Below are 22,363 nucleotides of genomic sequence, written 5' to 3' on the forward strand. Positions count from 1 at the left end.
TCAGGGGGAATTTGTCTTATCTCAAGCTAGATAAGACTTTTTCAAGTCGTTTGAGGGACATCGGGGTAGGCGTCTTCAATTCTTGGGCATAAAGAGCAACCCTTAACTCCTCAAGCTGCCAACGAAATTCCTGCAAGGGCTCATCATTATTTACTATGTAGCCATGACTCCCCTGGCTATTTTGAATCAGTTTTTGCCATGGCCTTGCCACTGACTCCCAATCTTTTTGACATTGGGCATCGCGGACAGGATTAGACCGTAACTTATCGATCCTCAAAGCAATCGCCTTGAGGTAGCGAGGCAAATGGACTAGCTGGCCATATGGAATACCAGAAATCAATTTAGGAAAAATCAATCCCTGTACTTGTGACTGAATATCTGCATACGCGCTTGGCGAGGCAGCTTTTGCTTGAGCAAGCTTTTTTTGTAAATCAGCATAGGCTTGTAGCGCCGCCAGGGCATGTTTGGCAATCTCCTGAGCAATTAAAGCCAATCCAGGTTTTCCAGCCTGCAAGCGATCGGAAAATTGTTCTGCGTTGACCGGCAAGGGGTCAGACATAAAAGCACGCTCCAGGGCAAGATCCAGAATTTGTTCGATAAGCGCCTCTACTGAGCCAATATTAATAAAAAGCAGACCCAGCTCACGTATGCCTGGAAGCTGTTTTTGCAAGGCTTTTAAAGTGTCTTTATTCGACAAAGCAAAAAGACGACGTAGTCCTTGCCAATGGTATTTTCTTGCTTCTAATAAATCATCAAATACCTCGAGATCACATGTGTCACCGCGGTCAACCAAGGCGGGGTAGCCAAACAAAGTGCGGCTTCCTTTTTGAATTTCTAAAGTCTCCGGCAACTCACCAAACTCCCAACTTCGAAAACCGCCCTGCTCTATCGGACTGGTAGCGGCTGAAGTGGGGATAGCCTTGTTAACAACAGTACCAAGTGGCACCGCTGGGGTGTCGATACCTAGCTCTTCATGAACAGCCTGTTGAGCAATTGCCTGAAATGCAGTCCGCGCCTGCTCACCATACTCTGCTCGTAAGCGACTTAAATTACGCTCTAGCTCCAGTTGTCGACCATGCTCATCCACTAAACGAAAATTCATGGAGGAATGCAGTGGTAAGGCTTCTGGCCTAAAATCTGCTCGCTTGATTTCTAAGCCACGCTCTTTGCGGATATCAGTAATCAGACTATCTAAAAAGTCACCTTGACCAAATTGACCTGCATCCAGCATACGATCTAAGAAAGCCTTTGCGTATTCCGGCAAAGGTACACAATGACGGCGTAGTTTTTGAGGAAGCGTCTTTAGGAGGAGGAGTATTTTTTCCTCACACATTCCAGGTACAAGCCATTCACAACGACGGCCATCTACCTGATTTAGTAAGGTTAGAGGAACCACTAGCGTCACGCCATCCTTTGGGCTACCTGGTTCAAAGTGATAAGTCAAACTTAGGTCACCGGCGCCAAATCGTATGATTTTTGGATAACGATCTACTGTAATACCCGCTGCTTCATGTCGCATTAAATCCGCTTTAGATAAACGGAGTTGAGCATCATGATTAATAGCGTCATCACCCTCTTTTTTCGCAGGGCGCTTTAACCACGCCTTTAGACTGTCTCTACTGAGCACATCTTGCGGAATACGTGAATCATAAAAAGCAAATAACAAGTCGTCATCCACCAATACATCTGGGCGCCTAGAGCGATGTTCGAGCGCTTCAATTTCTTTAATTAGCCGACGGTTATGCCAGAAGAATTCAAAACTACCAGGGTATTGTTTGCGGGCATCTGCCTCAGTCTCCCGCATCAGGGCTGGCGTATCCATGCGACCAAACATGCCCTCTTGCACTAGGGCTTGGCTAATGAAGAGTGCGCGCGCCTCAGAGGGATTATGAGGCTCAAAACGAACACGGCGGCCATGATAGATGGGTAATCCATACAGGGTGCCGCGCTCAAAAATCATTACCTCACCTTGGCGACTATCCCAAAATGGGTCACTTAAGGAAGTGATCAGGCGATGCGCCGCTACTTTTTCCACCCATTGAGGCTCAATCTTGGCAATCGTGCGGGCATACATTCGGTTTGTTTCTTGAAGCTCACCTGCCAAAATCCAGGCACCTGCTTTTTTGCCTATGGTTGATCCCGGCCAAATAAACGGCCGAATACCGCGAGCGCCGATATAGCTTCCCGTCTTGCTGCCGCGCTCTTGAGATTTTTCATCCTCTTCTTTTTTGGCGACATATCCCAATAAGCCTGTAAGTAAAGATAAATGCACTTGCTCATAGGTTGCGGACGAAGGGTTTTCTTTCCAATCCTTTTCTCCCAACATCGTATGTAGCTGCCCATGAATATCTCGCCATTCACGTAAACGTCGAGGAGATAAAAACTTACTGCGACAAAGATTTTCTAATTGACGATTACTGCTTTTATGACGTAAAGCATCGTGATACCAGTCCCACAGTTTTACAAAGCTTAAAAATTCTGAGCGTTCATCAGCAAACTGTAAGTGCGCTTGATCTGCAGCTGCAGCCTGATCCATCGGTCGCTCACGAGGATCTTGAGTAGCTAAGGCCGAAGCAATAATGGTCACCTCACGCAAGGCATGGTGTTCTTTGGCTGCCAAAAGCATACGGCCAATACGAGGATCTAAGGGTAGGTCTGCCAATTGCTTGCCGATAAGGGTCAACTTAAATCGTCGATTACTATCTTGACTTTCTGCAGTCAAAACCTCGTCATACTCAATCGCTCCTAACTCATCTAAGAGTTGCACCCCATCTGCAATCGCACGACCCAGTGGTTTATCTATAAATGGAAATTCTTGAATTCTGGGTAAACGCAGTGCGCTCATACGTAAAAGTACCGCCGCTAAGGAACTTCGGAGAATTTCAGGATCAGTGAATTTAGGACGACTGAGATAATCCTGCTCACTAAAAAGCCGAATACAAATACCATCGGATACTCGGCCACATCGACCTGCACGCTGATTGGCTGCTGCTTGTGAAATCGGCTCAATTTGTAACTGCTCTACTTTGTTACGGTATGAATAACGCTTGACCCGCGCCAAGCCACTATCAACCACATAACGAATATTGGGTACCGTTAATGAAGTTTCAGCAACGTTTGTCGTGAGAATGATGCGACGGCCATTTCCAGGACTAAAAACACGCTCTTGCTCCGCTACCGACTGACGAGCAAATAGACTTAATATCTCTGGATGAAATCGTTGTTGGAGTACATGGTCTTTTCTGAGTGCTTCAGCACAATCCCGAATCTCACGCTCTCCTGGCAAAAACACTAAAACATCCCCGGCACCAGAAGCGCCCTCTCGCCAGACATTGGCAATCGCCTCAGTCACTGCATCAGGAATTTCTTTTGCTTCCTTAGATGGTTTTTTACCGTCAGACTTGGCATCGGCTCGAGCCTCGGGCTCCAATGAGATATATCGCTGCTCAACCGGAAAGAGCCTACCGCTAACCTCAATGACTGGGGCAAGCTTGCCACCGATCGTAAAGTGATCAGAAAATCGTTGGGCATCTATGGTGGCCGAGGTAATAATGAGCTTTAAGTCTGGACGCTTTGGGAGCAACTGCCTGAGATAACCCAACAGAAAGTCAATATTAAGACTACGTTCATGGGCCTCATCAATAATGAGGGTGTCATAAGCGCGTAGTTGAGGATCGCGCTGGGTCTCTGCCAGCAAAATACCATCTGTCATGAGTTTGATAGAAGCACCTTGACTGGTCTTGTCGGCAAAGCGGATCTGATAGCCGACATCCTGACCAATTGGCGTTCCCAGCTCTTGCGCGATACGCTTAGCAGTGGCTGTTGCAGCAATCCGGCGGGGTTGTGTGTGCCCGATCAAGTGCCCACCATTCATGGTGCCCCTACCGAGGTCTAAGCAGATCTTGGGCAGCTGGGTTGTTTTGCCTGAACCTGTCTCCCCACAGACAATGATCACCTGGTGAGAGTTCAAGGCATCTTTGATGATTTGGCGTTGACCAGATACGGGCAACTCCTCCGGAAAGCGAATCTCTAGGCGCCGCAAGGTGTTGGAACCAGGCACAGCAATCGGGCTTGCTTTGGGTTTTTGTTGGTTTATGGGCTCTTGCACCCTATAATTTTCTCACTATGCCAACAAATGCACCAAACCCCGGCTCAAACGCCGAAGAATCAAGCTCTAACTTTCCTTTTGTAGGGTGGCTGCGTGATGTTGCGCCCTATATTCATAGCTTCCGCGAAAAGACATTTGTCATTGCCTTTGCTGGTGAGCTCGCCTTAGAAATTGGCCTAGAAAATCTCATTGAAGATATTGCGATGCTCCATGCCATGGGCATGCGTATTGTGCTGGTTCACGGTATTCGCCCCCAGATTGAAGAGCAATTAAGCCTGCGCAATATCAAGAGTAAGTTTGGAAAAAGCGCTCTGCACAGCTATCGTATTACCGATGCTGCAGCTCTTGAGTGCGTTAAAGAAGCTGCAGGTGAATTGCGTCTTGATATTGAGGCGGCCTTTAGTCGTGGCTTACCAAATACACCAATGGCAGGATCGCGCATTTCTGTAATCTCAGGGAACTTTATTACCGCTATGCCAGTGGGTGTAGTTGAGGGTGTCGATTACATTCACACGGGCCTCGTTCGTAAAGTCGACTCATCTTCAATTAGACAATCGCTTGATAGTAATAAGATTGTTTTGCTCTCTCCGCTGGGATTTTCTCCCACTGGACAAGCATTCAATTTAGCCTTTGAAGATGTTGCGGCTTCTACAGCTGCAGCCCTCAAAGCAGACAAGCTAATCTTCTTAAGTCAGTATGCCGGACTCAAAGATGATGAGGGTGATTACATTACTGAATTATCGATGCCGCAGCTTCAAGAACATATTGTCAAGCATCCACAATTAGATATCGGTATGAAAGGCTTGCTCAATATCTCTGGTAGAGCAATTCGTGCTGGCGTGAGTCGGGTGCACTTCTTGCCTTGCAATCAAGATGGGGCCTTATTAGAAGAGCTATTTACCCATGATGGTATTGGCATGATGCTTGCTTCATCAGATATAGAGAATCTGCGTGAAGCTAACCAAGATGACATCGGCGGAATTCTGCAGCTCACTAGTCCACTTGAAGAAGATGGCATCCTCGCCGCGCGAGGCCAAGATGTAATCGAGCGCGATATCCAGCGTTTCTCCGTAATTGAGCATGACAAGGTCCTTTTTGGTTGTGCTGCCCTCTTCCCATTCCCTAATGGGGTTGGGGAGCTTGCCTGCTTAGCAGTCGATCCGGATGTCCAAGGTTCAGGGGATGGGGAACGTCTGCTTAAGCGTGTTGAAATGCGAGCCAAGCAGGAAGGTATTAAAAAGCTGTTTGTTTTAACCACCAGAACGGAGCATTGGTTTTTAAAGCGCGGCTTTAAAAGGGCAACGGTTGAGGATCTTCCAGAAGAAAGAAAGCAAATTTATAACTGGGATCGTAAGTCAATGGTCTTAACTAAAGATCTGTAAAAAATTTATACTAGCAATGAAGTTCAATCGTATTTGAAAGGTATTACAGATGGCACGCATGGTTCAATGTATCAAACTCAATAAAGAATCCGAAGGCATGGACTTTGCTCCATTGCCTGGTGACTTAGGCAAGAAAATTTGGAATCAAGTTTCTAAGGAAGCTTGGGCAGCCTGGTTAAAACACCAAACCATGCTGATTAATGAAAACCGTCTCAATATGGCAGATCCTCGCGCACGCCAGTACCTGCTCAAGCAAGTAGAAAAATACTTCTTTGAAGGTGGCGCTGATGTGGCACAAGGCTATGTGCCCCCTGCGGAGTAAAAAAGTTCTTTTACGTCTTCGCTATTGACGATTCAAAATAAGAGGCATAGGATGGAGTTGTGGTTGATCAGAAATAGTGATTAACTACATTGGCGTAAGCCAATCCTAATAAGCATATCTTTATGCTTATTGGACAAGGGGAACGAAATACCTTCTTTTTGTCCTAGCCATGCATGACATGGCAAACAAACCCGATGGGCTTACTACTGTATCCCCGTCGGGTTTTTTATTCGAATACGATCCTGCTAATCCCAGATTCATTGCTCACTAGCAGAACATCGGCTTTTTCTTTAGCGAATAAACCTACCGTAATCACCCCAGCAATCTGATTGATCTGCGACTCTAGTGCTAGTGGATGGCTAATCTGCAGACCTGCAACATCTAAAATCCAGCCACCGTTATCGCTTACAAAAGGTTCACTTGGGGTTTGATCTAAATCTGCGCGGATACTTTTAGTCGCACGTAAGCTCACCTTACCGCCTAGCCTCTCAAGCTCTCTCGTGACAACGCCTCTGGCTAAGGGAATAATCTCAACTGGTAAGGCAAAGTGACCTAGTACGGGGACCTGCTTGGTAGCATCGCAAATGCAAATAAATTGCTGCGCCATTGAGGCAATGATCTTCTCACGAGTCAAAGCGCCACCGCCACCTTTAATCATATGTCCGGCTGGATCAATTTCATCAGCGCCATCAACATAAACAGGCAAGACACTCACCTCATTAGGGTCAAGCACCTTAAAACCATGTTTGAGCAAGCGCTCCGTGGTGGCATTCGAGCTAGATACTGCCCCAGAAAAATGGGCCTTATAAGGTGCCAGCGCATCAATAAAACAATTAGCGGTAGATCCCGTACCAACACCCAGTACCTGCCCTGCGGGTAATTTAAGGACTTCGTCTTTGGCTGCTACACCCACTAACTGTTTTAACTGATCCTGGTTCATATCCTGACCTAAGGCCCTTATCTTTGCTGGAAGACGATGATTAATACATCTATCATATGATATCTAAAGATACTCCTAAACAATCGTCTTTTATTTATCGATAGCCTCAAAGATCCTCATGACATCTCACACCTCAGCGCCTAACCAACTCAAGCAACTCAAGCAACTTACAACCGTCGTGGCTGATACCGGCGATTTTGAACGAATGCAGGAGTATCAGCCTCAAGATGCCACGACCAATCCATCCTTAATTTTGAAGGCGGCTCAGCAAACGAACTACCAGGCACTCGTCAAACAAGTGAAAATGGCTCATCCCGGCATGAAGCCAGTAGATTTAGTGGATTACATTCTGGTGGCGTTTGGCCTAGAGATTTTAAAAATCGTTCCCGGCAGAGTCTCCACAGAAGTGGATGCCCGCCTCTCATTTGATACGCAAGCTACTGTTTTAAAAGCAAAGCACCTGATTGCACTATATGAATCTCATGGCATTGATCGTCAAAGAATATTAATTAAGCTAGCTGGAACTTGGGAAGGCATCCAGGCAGCTAAGGCATTGGAAGCAGAAGGCATTCATTGCAATATGACCTTACTCTTTTCACTAGTTCAGGCTGCTGCCTGTGGCGCAGTCCATGCCACTCTGATTTCACCATTTGTAGGGCGTATTACTGACTGGTACAAAGCAAAGCTGGGTAGCAACTGGAGTGATATCGATAACGGCGGAGCCAATGACCCTGGTGTGACATCTGTTAAGCGGATCTTCCACTATTACAAACATTTTGGTATTAGCACTGAAATTATGGGTGCCAGCTTTAGGAGTGCTACTCAAATTCTGGAGCTCGCAGGTTGCGACTTACTCACCATCAGTCCAGAGCTATTAGGCGAGCTTCAAGCCAGCAACAATCCAATAACAAAAAAACTGGATGCCAATAATGCAAAGGCGGCATTGGCAAGTGAGGCTATTGCACCTCTCAAGCTAGATGAATCTCACTTTAGATTGCAATTAAATAATGATGCCATGGCAACAGAAAAGCTCGCTGAAGGAATTCGGAACTTCTGTATTGATACAGAAAAATTAGAAGCCCTCTTAAGCTAAAAAACCGCCTAACTTAGATTGAATTTACTTAGGAGTTTTTGCTAAACGTTGACGCAAGGCTTCATACAAACAGACGCCGCTCGCAACCGATACATTTAAGCTTTCTACAACGCCTTGCATCGGAATGCGCACGAGCTCGTCACAGGTTTCACGCGTTAAGCGACGCATGCCCTCACCCTCGGCGCCCATCACAATCCCGATTGGCCCCGTCAAATCAATATCATAGATCGATTTTGTTGCCTCATCATCAGTACCAATCAGCCAAACACCTGCCTCTTGCATCTCTCGCATACTACGCACTAAGTTAGTGACGGTAATAACGGGCATCACTTCAGAAGCTCCGCTAGAGACCTTACTGACAGTAGCATTAATTGACGCAGAACGGTCTTTTGGAATCACTACTGCATCTACTCCAGCACCATCAGCTACTCGCAAGCAGGCGCCAAAGTTATGAGGGTCTGTTACGCCATCCAATACCAAGAACATCGCTTGGCTTTGATTGCTTTGAGCATCTTCAATAACTTCCGTAATGGTGCGGGCAACCGTCATTTTGTCCGCGAGCGCTACGACACCTTGATGGCGATCATGTCCTGCCAGCTTATGTAGGCGCTCAGAATCTGCTGCATGCAAGCGCTCACCGAGCACTTCTTCGGCTTGCTTCAAAAAATCTCCCATACGACGATCCCGACGACTAGGATCAAAATACACCGATTTAAGACTGACAGGATCTACTCTTAAGCGTGCTTGCACTGCATGAAAACCTACTAATATTTGTTTCATAATCACTTTATCTTTGAACTAACTTTGCTCTGAATTTAATTTGCCTTAGCCACTGGCTTCAAGATCATTTTTTTCTTCCGGCATTCGTGCTTCGAACTGGCGGCTTGGTGCCAGCAGGCTTTCCAGCAGATCTAGTGGGTTTACTGGGTTTGGTAGATTTAGTTGCTTTACCTTTAGCCTGATTAGCACCTAAGTTACCAGCAGATTTAGCAGCATTAACATTGACGCCACTGTGTCTTTGAGGCTCCTTACTTCCAGATCTGCCTTTTTTAGGCGCAGCCTTCTTGTTGGGACGACCAGTATCACTTGCCAAGATAATTTGACGACGATTAGTCGTGCCACCTGGCTCTAGGCCCACAGACTTGACCAAGCTAAATTCGATCTTACGTGCATCAAGATCTACTCGACTAACTAATACGTGTACACGATCGCCTAAACGATAACGAATACCTGTTCTCTCTCCACGCAGCTCTTGGCGCGCTTCATCGTATTGAAAATAATCACCCCCTAGCTCGGTGACATGAACCATGCCTTCAACAAATAGGTTTTCCAGTTGTATAAAGAGACCAAAGGATGCTACCCCAGTGACAGAGCCCGCATATTCTTGTCCGAGATGGTCTCGCATGTAATAGCACTTTAACCAAGCCTCAACGTCACGGGATGCCTCATCAGCACGTCGCTCATTAGAAGAGCAATGAACTCCTAGTTGACCCCAGATAGGCAGTGCAGCGTTTGCCCCTTTTGGTAATTTAGGTAATCGAGTACCTTTTGCACTAGCCTCTTTTGCATCATGATGTGATTTTTTCGCATTCACCGCATTCTCACGACCCTTACCTTTGCGAGGTAGCGTGAGATTTAAAGGTACTGTTGGTGGCAATACAGGAACATATGGTTTCTTCGCTAAGATCGACTTAATAACACGATGGGTTAAGAGATCTGGATATCGGCGAATAGGACTCGTGAAATGTGAATACGCTGGGTAAGCTAGACCAAAGTGGCCTTCGTTATCCGGCTGGTACATTGCTTGCTGCATCGAACGTAAGACAACTGTCTGCAACATATTGGCATCGGGCCGCTCTTTAATTTCTCGCATTAACTTGGAATAGTCTTTAGGTTTAGGTTTGTCGCCGCCCCCCAATGACAGACTAGAAGTTCGGAGCACCTGACGCAAGGTCGCGAGCTTTTCTTCTGAAGGCTCGCCATGCACTCGGTATAGACTGAGATGCTTATTTTTATCAATAAAATCTGCAGCGCAGACGTTAGCAGTCAACATGCACTCTTCAATTAAGCGATGTGCATCATTGCGAAGGCGAGGCTCAATTCGCAGAATTTTACCCAGCTCATTGCTAATAATTTGAGTTTCAGTTGTTTCAAATTCAATAGCACCCCGTTTTTGGCGTGCATCTAGCAAAATTTTATAGAGCGAATATAGGTTTGTTAATAAAGGTCGGAGCTCTGCAAAACGCGAAGCCTCAGGACCCTTGCTATTAGAGAGGACTTCCCAAACAGCGTCATAAGTAAAGCGTTGCGCAGAATGCATCACCGCTGGATAGAGTTGATAAGCAAGCACTTCGCCATGGGTATCCACTACCGAGTCACACACCATACAAAGGCGATCTACGCCTGGATTGAGGGAGCACAAGCCATTCGAGATCTTCTCAGGCAGCATCGGTATTACTCGCCGCGGAAAATACACTGAAGTAGCCCGTAATAATCCTTCATCATCCAATGGATGACCTGGCTTAACGTAATGCGATACGTCTGCAATTGCCACAATCAGTCGCCAAGCCTTCGCTTTGCCATACATCACAGGCTCACAATAGACCGCATCATCAAAATCACGTGCATCTGCACCGTCAATGGTAACTAAAGGTACATCCCGTAAATCAACCCGGCCCTCTAGATCGGATTGCTGAACGGTATCGGGCAAAGCATCGGCTTCTTTTTGGGCTGCAACAGAGAACACATGAGGAACGCCATACTTACGCACGGCGATTTCAATTTCCATACCAGGATCATCGATTTCCCCTAAGACCTCCACTACACGGCCTACTGCCTGACGATAGCTATCCGGGTAATCAATAATTTCTACACTAACGACTTGACCTAATTTGGCATTACCTTGGCCTTTTGGTGGCATCAAGATATCGTGGCCAATTCGCTTATCTTCAGGAGCAACAATGAGAACGCCATTCTCATTTAAGAGGCGTCCAATCACCACTTTATTGGCATGCAAAATTACTTCAACTATCTGACCTTCAGGACGGCCACGACGGTCTGTCCCTAATACTCTGACACTCACTCGATCACTATGCATGACACGGGACATTTCTCTTTCAGAAAGAAAAATATCTTCACCGCCATCATCGGGGATCACAAATCCAAATCCATCTCGGTGACCTTGGACTGTACCTAAACGGTCAGCCTCTCGTGGCACCAAGTCTTTTGCTTTACGCATTTAATTCCTTCGGCAATATTTGCCTTATAAAACGATCAATATTCTGAATGTGGCTACTGTATCAAACCATCAAGTCTGAAGGGTGAAAAGCCAAACGGGGGTTAAAAAGAAGCCTAAAGGGCACATCCCTTTATAATAATGGCATGCCCAGGTGGCGAAATTGGTAGACGCACCAGCTTCAGGTGCTGGCGATCGTAAGGTTGTGGGGGTTCGAGTCCCTTCCTGGGCACCATTTACTCTAACTAGTGCTTATATGGGGACTATAACCCCTTATTGCAATAGGAACTTAGATTTCCATCATACGGTGCAAAATCTTAGGTTTCATCTCCGCCCAAAGGCTCTCAAACTCCTCCTGCTTGTTTTCAGAGAGCTCAACAGGCTCAAATAGACCGCTAAAAAAGATGGATTCTTTTGGGGCTAAAGTCTTTTCAAACTCAGTCAACCCTACCGGCTTGTCATCGAGATCTCGCATCAGTGTCGCAGAGCAGACGATAGCCTCGTCATCGTCTTCATCAATGACGGCAAATTCAATCAATTGTGAGGATTTTGCGAGCACCACTAAAGTACCTCTGGCGTAACAAACTGCCTCATGCTCTTGAACAATAAAAGCGAGAAATTGATTTTCCTCATCTTGCTCTAACTGCAGATCATCAATAAAAAAGAGGTACTGACTACCCTCACCATTTACTAAGGTAAATACTTTGGGTATAGCGCCATGTCCTAAGGCCAGGTTGCGATAGTAAGAGGCGATTTCAACTGCAAGGTTTTCTGAAAATAAATGCATCTACTAGTTCTTTATATGCTCATTTAAAAAATGCATTGTGCGATCCCAGGCTAATGCAGCCGCCTCAGGGTTGTACTGTAATGGCGGTAGATTTCTTGTAGTGGATTTCGGATTAGCAAAAGCATGCTTTGCCTCATAGCGCTGGAAGTCATAATTCACGCCCGCAAGTGTTAATTTTTCCTCTAACTGGTCAACGCCACCAATAGCAAAGAACTCATCATGCAATGCCCAATGCCCTAGCATGGGTTTTTTAATCGCTTGCGCATCCACATATTCCAGGGGAGGATAGCCATACCAGACAACGGTTGCGTCACACTCAGGAACGAGACCTGCTGATAAAACCGTCAATGCACCACCCATACAAAATCCTGTAACAGCTACTTTATTGCTGCCACTTGCCTTCAGATATTGGACTGCACCACGAATATCTTGGCTGGCTGCATCACCAAAATTTAAGTCATTCATCAAATGCTCCGCCTCGTTTGCTGCAAGCGCTAATTGCCCACGATAGAGATCGGGTACCAAAGCCCTGAATCCAGCCTTCGCTAAACGATTGGCAACCTCTTTAATCTCTTCGTCTAAGCCCCACCATTCCTGAATCACGACGATGCCAGGTGCATTCTTTAAGTTATCCGGTTCAACCAAATACGCTTGGGCTGATGTTCCGTCAGGTCTTTGAAAGTCAATCATGTGCACCTCGTTTATTGAGTATTAATTTTGTGAGTAAATAAATTTAAACAATCATTTACTAAGTTCTTTAGCGCTATTTTCCATGAATACCAATCTATGCACAGCATCTATTCAGCTAGGAAGTCTTGGTGTTTAAGGAAAGCTCTCCATCAACCGAAATACATGTAAGAGGGGTCATGAAGCTAAATTTAGGGTTAACCCCAGTATTTATTCAAATTATTGCTATAATCAGGGTTAACCCTTAAGGAGCCCATCATGGCAAATATGAATGCAGTAAGTTTTCAAACAGTTTCTGGCATCAGTTTTAAGCCTCTATTAGCTGTCTATGAGTATGTCAAATTATTAGCTGAGGCATTTTCTGAAGCAAAGATGTTAGAACTCAAATCCCGTAAAACTTGCGGAAATTGGTAAAAATACAGCTATTTCCCACTGTTTTAGGTCATTTTTGACGGTTTTTACATAAAAAGCCTCTATTCATTTGGAAGCTTTTTTCTTACCTTAATGATCTACACCTTCGATTTTGATGTAATAGCCATAAACACAGCGCTTACCACCCCGCGATGGATCATGAGTGTCATAAATTACTCCATTCACCACAGCACTTAAGTGCTTAGACACCTTTACTAGCAATGTTCCGCTAGGCAACTCATCTGCCCTAAGATGAACCTGACATCCAGCACCTATCTTCATCGTCGGAATCCATTTAAACCCATGACCCAAAATGTATTCATGGAATACCTTGCGGTGATTGCCATTACGAGGAGAGGCACCGGTAGCATTCAATCGACGAGCCAGCTTGTCATGACGTAAGTCAGCATAAGCCGCATTGGCAGAGCGCAGATCCTCATAAACCTGCAAGTAAGGCAATTGAGTTGCAATAGCAATCGAACGCACTACGCAGTCACCGGCACTACCTTTAAAGCCTGCTGCTAATCTACCCCCATCATGAAAAGCAAACTTGAGCGCCTTGATGTTGGCTGGCTTTATTTGTGCAAAAGGATTTAAAAAACTAAACATGATGTATCGATCTAGCTAATGAAAAATAGACTTATTTTTCAACAAATCCATTGTGCGCTACTTCTGCTGAGGGCACATTTATGCGTTGGCTTTCTTCACCACTAAACGCCATGCATGTAACAAAGGCTCAGTGTAGCCATTGGGCTGCTCGAGGCCTTTAAAAATTAAATCGCGGGCAGCTTTAAAGGCGTATGAATCATTGTAATTTGGCATCATTGGCTTATACAAGGGATCACCTGCATTTTGTGCATCCACAATCGAAGCCATGCGAAGTAAGGCTTCATCCACCTCTGCAGCAGTCACAATTTTGTGCAGCATCCAGTTAACAATATGTTGACTAGAAATACGCAAGGTAGCGCGATCTTCCATCAATCCTACGTTATAAATGTCAGGCACTTTAGAGCAACCCACGCCCTGATCAATCCAACGAACAACATAACCCAAGATGCCTTGGCAATTGTTATACAGTGCTTCACGAATTTCTTCTTTAGTCCAATCTGGATACAGCGCTACTGGTACCGTCAACAAATCATCTAACAAAGAGTCGTACTCAGCTGCCGTATCTTGCTTTTCCATTTCCTCTTGAATTTGTGCCACATTCACTTGGTGATAGTGCATTGCATGGAGTGTTGCAGCAGTAGGCGATGGCACCCAAGCTGTATTAGCGCCTGCTTGTGGATGGGCAATTTTTTGCTCAACCATTTCTTTCATAAGATCTGGTGCGGGCCACATACCTTTACCAATTTGTGCGCGGCCACGTAAACCACAATTGAGGCCTGCCAATACATTCCGCCGCTCATAGGCTCCGAACCACTTGCCGACCTTCATCTTGCCTTTACGTACCATGGCGCCACCGTGCATACCCGTATGAATTTCATCACCAGTCCGGTCTAAGAAACCGGTGTTGATAAACGCAACGCGCGCACCTGCTGCGGCAATAGCAGCTTTGATATTAACGCTCAGGCGACGCTCTTCATCCATGATGCCTAACTTGACAGTATCTGCCGGCAGGTCCAATAACTTCTCTACCCGACCAAATAGTTCACCCGCAAACGCTACCTCTTCAGCACTGTGCATCTTTGGCTTCACGATATAAACAGAGCCCTTACGAGTATTACCAATAACCTGAGAAGCTGGACGTCGAATATCATACAAAGCAATTAATACAGTCACTACTGCATCCAATATCCCTTCGTAAATTTCTTTACCTTCAGCGGTGATGATGGCTGGATTGGTCATTAGATGACCTACATTACGCAGGAATAATAAAGAGCGGCCATGCAATGTCACTACGCCATCTTTAGCATTCAGAGCGCCAATAGCAGCAGTGTACTGACGGTCTGGATTCAAGGTACGGGTGAACTGCTTGCCGTCTTTGCTCACCTCTTCAGTTAAGGTTGCCTTCAGAATACCCAGCCAGTTTTCATAGGCAAGGACTTTATCTTCCGCATCCACTGCTGCAATCGAGTCTTCTAAATCTAAAATGGTAGAGAGAGCTGACTCTAGAACAACATCATTGATACCGGCAGCATCACTAGAGCCGATTGTCTTGCTGTGATCGATTTCAATATCAATATGAATGCCGTTATTACGCAACAACAAGGACCTAGGTGAGGCGGCATCGCCTTGATAGCCAACAAACTGCTTCTCATCTTTTAGGCCGGTATCACTGCCATCTTTTAGTTTCGCTACCAATTTATTACCACTGACTAAATACGCGACAACATCGTGATGGGAGCCATTTGCCAAAGGCAAGGCTTGATCTAAGAAATCCCGAGCATAGGCCACTACTTTGGCTCCACGTACTGGGTTATAGGCACCTGCTTTGGTAGCACCATCTGCCTCAGAAATAACATCCGTGCCATACAAAGCATCATACAAAGAACCCCAACGCGCATTCGCTGCATTTAAAGCGTAACGGGCATTCAGTAATGGCACTACTAATTGAGGGCCAGCCTGCAGCGCTAATTCATCATCCACATTTTTTGTAGTAGCGACTACTTTCTCTGCCACATCCTCCAAATATCCAATTTCTTGAAGATATTTGCGATAAGCGGGCATATCTTTAATCGGTCCAGGATTGGCCTTATGCCATTGATCAAGATCCAGTTGTAAACGATCACGCTTGGCTAGTAAGGCTTCATTTTTAGGGCTGAGATCTTTGACAATCTCCTCAAACCCTTTCCAAAAATCAGCGCTTTTGATACCTACTCCGGGTAAAACCTGGTCTTCAATAAAGCGATAAAGGGGGGTTGCTACTTGCATGCCATTACAGTTGGTGCGGGAAGTCATTTTAAAACCTTAAGAACAAATGTGAAATAAACGAGGATGTATCAAATTAAATAAGTAACGCTATATTTTACGTGTTTTTATTTGCCACTTACTTCTCAAAAGGATGCTGGAGCAAGATGGTTTCATCCCGCTCTGGACCTGTAGAGACCATGGCAATCGGCTTGCCTGCAACCTCTTCAATGCGACGTAAGAACTTTTGCGCCTCAGCTGGAAGCTTATCCCATTCACGGATACCGAACGTAGTTCCTTTCCAACCTGCAAAATCCTCATAAATAGGCTCACAGTGGCTCACTGCTTCTGCACCCCGAGGCAATACATCTAATTTTTTGCCATCGAGCATATAGCCAACGCAAAGGCGAATGGTCTCGAAACCATCCAATACATCTAGCTTAGTGATACAGAGTCCCGATAAACCATTAATTTGTATTGATCGTTTCAAGGCAGCTGCATCTAACCAACCTGTGCGACGGGGGCGGCCAGTCACAGAGCCAAACTCTTTGCCCACTTCAGCCAAACGAATACCCACTGGATCTTGCTTAGCGGGATTATCAAAATCATATAACTCACTTGGGAATGGGCCAGCGCCCACACGAGTGCAATAGGCTTTGGTAATACCTAAGATGTATTGCAATGAGTCGGGGCCTACCCCTGAGCCTGCAGCAGCATTGCCTGCTACGCAATTACTAGAGGTGACATATGGGTAAGTGCCATGATCAATATCAAGCAAGGTGCCTTGAGCACCTTCGAATAAGAGATTTTGACCAGCCTGCTCAGCGGCATACAGCGCACTGGAAACATCCACCACCATCGGCTTAATCCTCTCCGCATAAGACATCGCTTCTGCTAATGTCTTAGCAAAATCTACAGGTTCTGCACCATAATAATTAGTCAGCATGAAATTGTGATATTCCAAGTTCTCGCGTAACTGCTCTGCGAACTTTTCTGGATAAAACAAATCTTGAACACGTAAGGCACGACGCGCGACCTTGTCTTCGTAAGCAGGTCCAATGCCACGGCCAGTTGTACCAATCTTGGCATTGCCACGCTTTTTCTCACGCGCATGATCAATTGCTACGTGATACGGCAAAATTAAAGTCGTTGCCTCAGAAATCTTTAAACGCGATTGAACATCCAATCCAGCAGCCTCTAACTCACCGATCTCTTTAAACAGAGCCTCCGGCGAAAGCACCACGCCATTGCCGATGTAGCAAATCACATTCCGATGCATGATGCCCGATGGGATCAAACGCAGAATAGTTTTCTTGTCGCCAATAATCAGGGTATGCCCTGCATTGTGGCCACCCTGAAAGCGAACAACAGCTTGCGCATGATCAGTCAACCAATCAACTACTTTGCCTTTACCCTCATCACCCCACTGGGTACCGATGACAACGACGTTACGACCACGAGCTTCTTGCTTTAAAGACATAATGAAATCCAAAAGATAATGACAGAATAATTTATTAAATACGGGAGCCTACTTTTGCTTCACTTCCCAAGAATCACCTTTTTTAACTAACTCACGATTGCAAAGGTATTCAGCAGTTTCTACAGCATCATCCGGCATTGCCTGAATCACTACCTCACCTGTATGACGTAACTCTGTGATTTTACGAGTCAGAGTGACATCATTGATCCAAGGAGCCACAATAGCAGGTCGACGTACCCATTGTGGCGCTAAGTGCGCTAAGCTTAGTAAATCCAAAGAGAAGCCTGTTGCGGGACGTGCTCTACCAAATGCTTGGCCGACATGATCATAACGACCACCACGAGCAATAGGCTGTGGCAACTGATCTACATAAGCAGCAAACATCACACCACTGTGATATTGATAGCCACGCAAGTCTGCTAAATCGATACTTAGCTCAAGCTCTTTAGAAAATCCAGCTGCAGCCGTGGCTAAGCAATCTAATTGACTCAGCGCTTCATCAATCAGCGAATGTTTTGGCAAAATCTTTTGAGCTTGGGCCAACACTTCAGTGCATGAACCATTTAACTCAGTAAGGGTCATCAATGCTTGCGCAGATTCGGGTGGTAAGCATTGAGCCCAAGAAGCAAGACGTGTCCGATCCTTACTTTGCAATAAGCCATAAATTAATTCAATATCTTCTTTGCTAATATTTTGGCCATCCAAAATACCCTCAAGAACACCCGCGTGAGAGAAATCTAAATACACTTTGTGAATACCAGCGACATTCAAGGTGCTAAGCAAGAGCGTTATTGCTTCAAAATCAGCTTCCCAGCTAGCGCAACCATAAATCTCAGCCCCAATTTGTAACTCCTCACGGGCAGCACTGCCTACTGGAGTACGCGCATGAGCAATTGACCCGGCATAACAAAGCCGCGTAACACCCTCACGGTTCAGTAAATGGGCATCAATACGAGCAACCTGCGGCGTCATATCAGCACGCAAACCTAAGGTGCGGCCAGATAACTGATCTACCAATTTAAAAGTTTGCAAATTCAGATCAGACCCAGTGCCAGTCAATAAAGAATCTAGAAATTCCAGAATCGGAGGAGCAACGAGCTCATAGCCGTAAGATTGGTATAAATCTAAGATGGAGCGACGTAGGGCCTCTACCTTGCGTGCCTCTGATGGCAAAACATCCGCTATATCTTCAGGAAGCAGCCAACGATTCATAATCTAAAATCTCTATCCTCAGTTTTTCTTATTCAAGAATTTAAAGAATTCATTATTAGGCTCTATGACCATAACGTCTTTCTTATCCTTGAAAGAACTGCGATAAGCCTGAAGACTCTGATAAAACTGGGCAAATTGGGCATCACGTCCGAAAGCTTCTGCATATAAGGCAGTGGCTTTTGCATCACCAGCGCCTTTAATTTTCTGCGCATCACGATAGGCTTCAGCCAAAATCGTATCGCGTTGACGTTCCGCATTAGCACGCGTCTTGTCTGACTCAGCAGCACCCGTAGAGCGCAACTCATTAGCAACCTGCTTGCGCTCTGCTTCCATACGGCGATAGACAGAGTCACTAATTTCAGCGAGAAGGTCAACACGTTTTAAGCGGACGTCCACAATCTCGACACCAATGTCAGCAGCATCAGCAGCAACTTTTTTCCGAATACCTTGCATCACCTCTTCGCGCTGCTCTGAAATTATCTCTCGTACAGTTCGCTTGGTGAACTCTTCGTTTAGAGCAGAACGTATGAGCTGACTTAAACGATCTTGCGCTAAACGCTCATCACCCTTAAAGCTCACAAAGAATTTACGTGGGTCAACAATCCTCCACTTGACATAAGAATCTACCAAAAGATTCTTTTTCTCAGCAGTAATAAAGCGCTCTGCCTCAGGCGTATCAATCGTCAAAATACGGCGATCAAAGAAGCGAATATTTTCAAAAGGCGCAGGTAACTTGACTTGCAGACCGGGTTGCTCTATTACACGGACAATTTGTCCAAAAGCGAACACCACTGCAAATTTACGTTGGTCAAGGATAAAAATACTGGATGACAAAACGTAAGCCAGTGCAATAAGCCCAGCGATAGCGGCTAGAAGACGATTTGGGTTCATTATCTGACCTCCCGATCACGGCTTCGTAAGCCAGAGTTATTTCCACCCGTAGCAGAAGGACTGATATTTGGGGTAGGCGTATTTACAATAGGCGCAGCAGGATTGCCCGTAGCGCCACCCACCGTTACTGAACCTGTAGGTGTGTTGCCGGAGACTTGACCAGCAGCTACTTGCGCACTTTCTGCACTGACTTGAGCTACGAGCTTATCTAGCGGTAAATACAAGAGACTATTGCTCTTGGTAGTGTCTACCAACACCTTAGTGACATTGTTGTACATCTCACGCATCGTATCGATGTACATCCGATCACGCGTCACGCCAGGTGCTTTGGAATACTCTGCTAGCACTTGCTTGAAGCGTCCAGCATCACCCTCTGCTGTTGCTATCACTCGAGCTTTATAACCCTCGGCTTCTTGCATCAGTCGTGCAGCCGTACCTTTAGCGCGAGGAATAATGTCATTGGCGTAAGCTTGACCTTCACTCTTCAAGCGCTCTTGATCTTGTCCAGCTTTCACTGCATCGTCAAAAGCTGCTTGCACTTGCTCAGGGGGTTGAACGTTTTGAACGGTCACGCTGGTGACAAAAATACCTGTCTTGTAACTATCAAGAATTTTTTGAATTGAATTGGCTAAATCCACGCCAATCTTTTCACGACCCTCATAAAGCACGGTATCCATCTTGCTGCGAGCAACAATTTCGCGCACTGCAGTTTCTGCTGCTTGGACAACCGCAGTATCTGGATCGCGGTTATTGAATAAGTAATCGGTAGGGTCTTTTAAGCGGTACTGAACTGCAAAGCGCACATCGATGATATTTTCATCCTCTGTAAGCATGGAGGAGTCTTTTTGGTTGGTCGCCTTAATCAGTACTGAACGACCTACTTCAACGGATCGCACGCCCGATAAATTGACTGTCTCATCGGACTGAACAGGCCAAGGCATCCGCCAGTTAATACCGGGACTCGCAGTGTAGTCATATTTGCCAAAGGTGGTAACTACACCTGCTTGACCTTCCTGAATCATGAAGATCCCTGAAGCCATCCAAATTAAGAACACACCACTACCTGCCACCAAAACGGTAGATTTAGCCGTGAACGGATTAGTGAAATTAAAATCAGGCGTTCTCATACCGCCACCACCGCCACCCCGATCAGATGGTGGTGGAATATCCGTGCTGTTGGGTTTATTCGCTGGTCTGCGTGGGGAAGAGCCTGGCTTTTTACCGCCAAAAATACTGCCTAAGCGATCATTAAAATCACGCCATAGTTCATCTAAATCAGGAGGACCACTTGGCTTGGAGGGTTGAGGATTTTTAGGTTGAGCCTCTACCGGCTTATCAGCCTCAGGATTGCCTGGCTCAACTTTAGGGGCTTGCTCACCACTCTGCCCATCTTTAGCATCTTTTGATCCGTTACCAGGATGGCTATTGCCCCAGCCTGGATCATTGATAGAGAAAAACTCAAGAAATTTACGCGTCATTGGATAGATATTTTCGTGTTGGAATCGGATTAAATTCTGAAGACTCTGGTCGCTCTGGTAAAGGGGCTAATAACTCGTCCGGGGCCATTTGCGTCTTGGCACGGTTGTGTTCAAACCTTATTCTATCAGTCATTTGAGAGCATTCCGCTAGGGCAGATCGCAATAAATCCAGGCCTAGGCCAGTCTTGGCGGAAAGGAAAATTTGGCTCGGTACTCCGGCAGAGTCACGCTCTAAAACGGCACCACGATGAAAGGTCTGCGGCATCTGATCGATCTTATTCATAACCTCTATACGGGGGATGTCATCAGCCCCAATCTCCCTTAAAACAGCCTCTACTTCGGCTTTTTGCTCACGGGCAACGGGACTACAGGCATCAATGACATGCAAAATCAGATCAGCATGGATAGTTTCATCCAAGGTCGCCCTGAACGCCTCCACTAACTGATGAGGTAATTCTCGGATAAATCCAACGGTGTCAGACACCACAATTGACCCTACATCGACTAGGTGAACTTTTCTTGAGGTGGTATCCAAAGTAGCAAATAGTTGGTCGGCAGCATAAGCGCCAGCCTTGGTTAAAGCATTAAATAAGCTAGATTTTCCCGCATTGGTATAGCCTACCAAGGAGACTGAAAAAACATCTTTCCGATTGCGGGCTCTTCTTTGAGTTCTTTGCTGACGCTGGAGCTTCTCTAGCTCATTTTCCAAACGCTTAGCTTTCGTTGCCAACATACGGCGATCCAACTCCATCTGGGTTTCACCCGGACCTCCACGAACGCCAATGCCGCCTCTTTGACGCTCTAGGTGGCTCCAAGCCCTAACCAGCCGAGACATGCGGTAACGCACTTGGGCTAACTCAACCTGGGTTTTACCAATATGACTTTGTGCCCTCTGGCTAAAAATATCTAAAATCAAACCAGTTCGGTCCATCACATGAAAGCCGAGGTGGCGCTCTAAATTACGCTGCTGGGTTGGAGAAAGCGGATGATTAAAGATAGCGAGTTCCGCGCCCTGCTCTTCCATGACCTTTTGCAACTCATTGACTTTGCCAGACCCAATAAATAATGCGGGATCGGTTTTACCCTTGCGGGCAATGACACTGGCCACCGGGATTGAACCGGCACTATCAGCTAAGAGGCTCAGTTCGGCCATGCTCTCGGCAAAATCTTCTCGTCCGGTATCAACCCCTACGAGAACTGCCCTTGCTGCATCTACGCCAGTCTTATGCAGGGCTTGGCTCTTCCGTACGGAATTCCACAGCGCGAGCGGGAACAATAGTGGAAATCGCGTGTTTGTAAACCATCTGGGTGACGGTATTGCGCAACAAAATCACATACTGATCATAGGATTCAATATTGCCCTGCAACTTGATGCCATTAACTAGATAAATAGACACTGGCACATGCTCTTTGCGCAAAGCATTGAGGAAGGGGTCTTGTAGTAACTGGGTTTTACTAATGTTCATACTGCTCCTTATGGAATTTTT

Annotated in this window: 18 protein-coding genes and 1 tRNA gene; 5 read left to right on the forward strand and 14 right to left on the reverse strand. The window is 46.0% G+C overall.

Going from position 1 to position 22,363, the window contains the following annotated elements; genetic code table 11:
* Nucleotides 1-16 precede the first annotated feature (16 nt).
* Nucleotides 17-4,108: an ATP-dependent RNA helicase HrpA gene (gene hrpA / locus DCO16_RS06675; RefSeq protein WP_173942927.1), complete on the reverse strand. Its 4,092-nt coding sequence runs from the start codon at nt 4,106-4,108 to the stop codon at nt 17-19.
* A 17-nt stretch (nt 4,109-4,125) separates the two neighbouring features.
* On the opposite strand from hrpA, the gene argA reads away from it, so the two are divergent.
* Nucleotides 4,126-5,490, forward strand: coding sequence for an amino-acid N-acetyltransferase (gene argA / locus DCO16_RS06680; protein WP_173942928.1), 1,365 nt, complete (start codon nt 4,126-4,128; stop codon nt 5,488-5,490).
* 49 nt (nt 5,491-5,539) lie between these two features.
* Nucleotides 5,540-5,812, forward strand: a complete 273-nt coding sequence (locus DCO16_RS06685) for an oxidative damage protection protein (RefSeq protein WP_173942929.1) — start codon at nt 5,540-5,542, stop codon at nt 5,810-5,812.
* Nucleotides 5,813-6,038: 226 nt separating this feature from the next.
* Here the strand turns inward: DCO16_RS06685 and rpiA are convergent, their stop codons facing one another.
* Nucleotides 6,039-6,752 (reverse strand): ribose-5-phosphate isomerase RpiA, encoded by a 714-nt coding sequence (gene rpiA / locus DCO16_RS06690; protein ID WP_173942930.1) that lies wholly within the window; start codon nt 6,750-6,752, stop codon nt 6,039-6,041.
* A gap of 118 nt (nt 6,753-6,870) precedes the next feature.
* Here rpiA and tal point away from each other — a divergent pair, with 118 nt between their 5' ends.
* Nucleotides 6,871-7,845, forward strand: coding sequence for a transaldolase (gene tal / locus DCO16_RS06695; RefSeq protein WP_173942931.1), 975 nt, complete (start codon nt 6,871-6,873; stop codon nt 7,843-7,845).
* A 24-nt stretch (nt 7,846-7,869) separates the two neighbouring features.
* On the opposite strand, the gene rlmB is transcribed toward tal, so the two are convergent.
* Entirely contained in the window at nt 7,870-8,625 is a 756-nt protein-coding gene (gene rlmB, locus DCO16_RS06700) for a 23S rRNA (guanosine(2251)-2'-O)-methyltransferase RlmB (protein ID WP_415836171.1), read from the reverse strand.
* A gap of 64 nt (nt 8,626-8,689) precedes the next feature.
* Nucleotides 8,690-11,083, reverse strand: a complete 2,394-nt coding sequence (rnr, locus tag DCO16_RS06705; RefSeq protein ID WP_173942933.1) for a ribonuclease R — start codon at nt 11,081-11,083, stop codon at nt 8,690-8,692.
* A 145-nt stretch (nt 11,084-11,228) separates the two neighbouring features.
* Between rnr and DCO16_RS06710 the strand changes: the two genes are divergently transcribed.
* Nucleotides 11,229-11,315: transfer RNA gene (locus tag DCO16_RS06710), tRNA-Leu, on the forward strand.
* Nucleotides 11,316-11,369: 54 nt separating this feature from the next.
* Here DCO16_RS06710 and DCO16_RS06715 read toward each other — a convergent pair.
* Complete coding sequence (locus DCO16_RS06715; RefSeq protein ID WP_173942934.1) at nt 11,370-11,867, reverse strand: hypothetical protein; 498 nt, start codon at nt 11,865-11,867, stop codon at nt 11,370-11,372.
* 3 nt (nt 11,868-11,870) lie between these two features.
* A complete protein-coding gene (locus DCO16_RS06720) occupies nt 11,871-12,557 on the reverse strand; it encodes a dienelactone hydrolase family protein (protein ID WP_173942935.1) in 687 nt (228 codons plus the stop codon).
* Nucleotides 12,558-12,812: 255 nt separating this feature from the next.
* On the opposite strand from DCO16_RS06720, the gene DCO16_RS06725 reads away from it, so the two are divergent.
* A complete protein-coding gene (locus DCO16_RS06725) occupies nt 12,813-12,968 on the forward strand; it encodes a hypothetical protein (protein ID WP_173942936.1) in 156 nt (51 codons plus the stop codon).
* A gap of 87 nt (nt 12,969-13,055) precedes the next feature.
* On the opposite strand, the gene DCO16_RS06730 is transcribed toward DCO16_RS06725, so the two are convergent.
* The 8 genes from DCO16_RS06730 to hfq all read right to left on the reverse strand — a co-directional run bounded on the left by DCO16_RS06730 (nt 13,056) and on the right by hfq (nt 22,342).
* Entirely contained in the window at nt 13,056-13,574 is a 519-nt protein-coding gene (locus DCO16_RS06730) for a hypothetical protein (RefSeq protein WP_217426637.1), read from the reverse strand.
* 78 nt (nt 13,575-13,652) lie between these two features.
* Nucleotides 13,653-15,866 (reverse strand): malate synthase G, encoded by a 2,214-nt coding sequence (locus DCO16_RS06735; protein ID WP_173942937.1) that lies wholly within the window; start codon nt 15,864-15,866, stop codon nt 13,653-13,655.
* Nucleotides 15,867-15,954: 88 nt separating this feature from the next.
* Nucleotides 15,955-17,295: an adenylosuccinate synthase gene (locus tag DCO16_RS06740; RefSeq protein WP_173942938.1), complete on the reverse strand. Its 1,341-nt coding sequence runs from the start codon at nt 17,293-17,295 to the stop codon at nt 15,955-15,957.
* 48 nt (nt 17,296-17,343) lie between these two features.
* Nucleotides 17,344-18,507, reverse strand: coding sequence for an ATP phosphoribosyltransferase regulatory subunit (locus DCO16_RS06745; protein ID WP_173942939.1), 1,164 nt, complete (start codon nt 18,505-18,507; stop codon nt 17,344-17,346).
* An 18-nt stretch (nt 18,508-18,525) separates the two neighbouring features.
* Nucleotides 18,526-19,398 (reverse strand): protease modulator HflC, encoded by an 873-nt coding sequence (gene hflC, locus DCO16_RS06750; protein WP_173942940.1) that lies wholly within the window; start codon nt 19,396-19,398, stop codon nt 18,526-18,528.
* Nucleotides 19,398-20,876, reverse strand: a complete 1,479-nt coding sequence (gene hflK / locus DCO16_RS06755) for an FtsH protease activity modulator HflK (protein ID WP_254598008.1) — start codon at nt 20,874-20,876, stop codon at nt 19,398-19,400. The genes hflC and hflK overlap by 1 nt, the downstream gene beginning before the upstream one ends.
* Nucleotides 20,866-22,107 (reverse strand): GTPase HflX, encoded by a 1,242-nt coding sequence (gene hflX / locus DCO16_RS06760; RefSeq protein WP_173943805.1) that lies wholly within the window; start codon nt 22,105-22,107, stop codon nt 20,866-20,868. Before hflX ends, hflK begins: the two co-directional genes overlap by 11 nt.
* Entirely contained in the window at nt 22,100-22,342 is a 243-nt protein-coding gene (gene hfq / locus DCO16_RS06765) for an RNA chaperone Hfq (protein ID WP_173942941.1), read from the reverse strand. Before hfq ends, hflX begins: the two co-directional genes overlap by 8 nt.
* Nucleotides 22,343-22,363 lie beyond the last annotated feature (21 nt).

The organism is Polynucleobacter antarcticus (genome assembly GCF_013307245.1).
Lineage (GTDB): Bacteria > Pseudomonadota > Gammaproteobacteria > Burkholderiales > Burkholderiaceae > Polynucleobacter > Polynucleobacter antarcticus.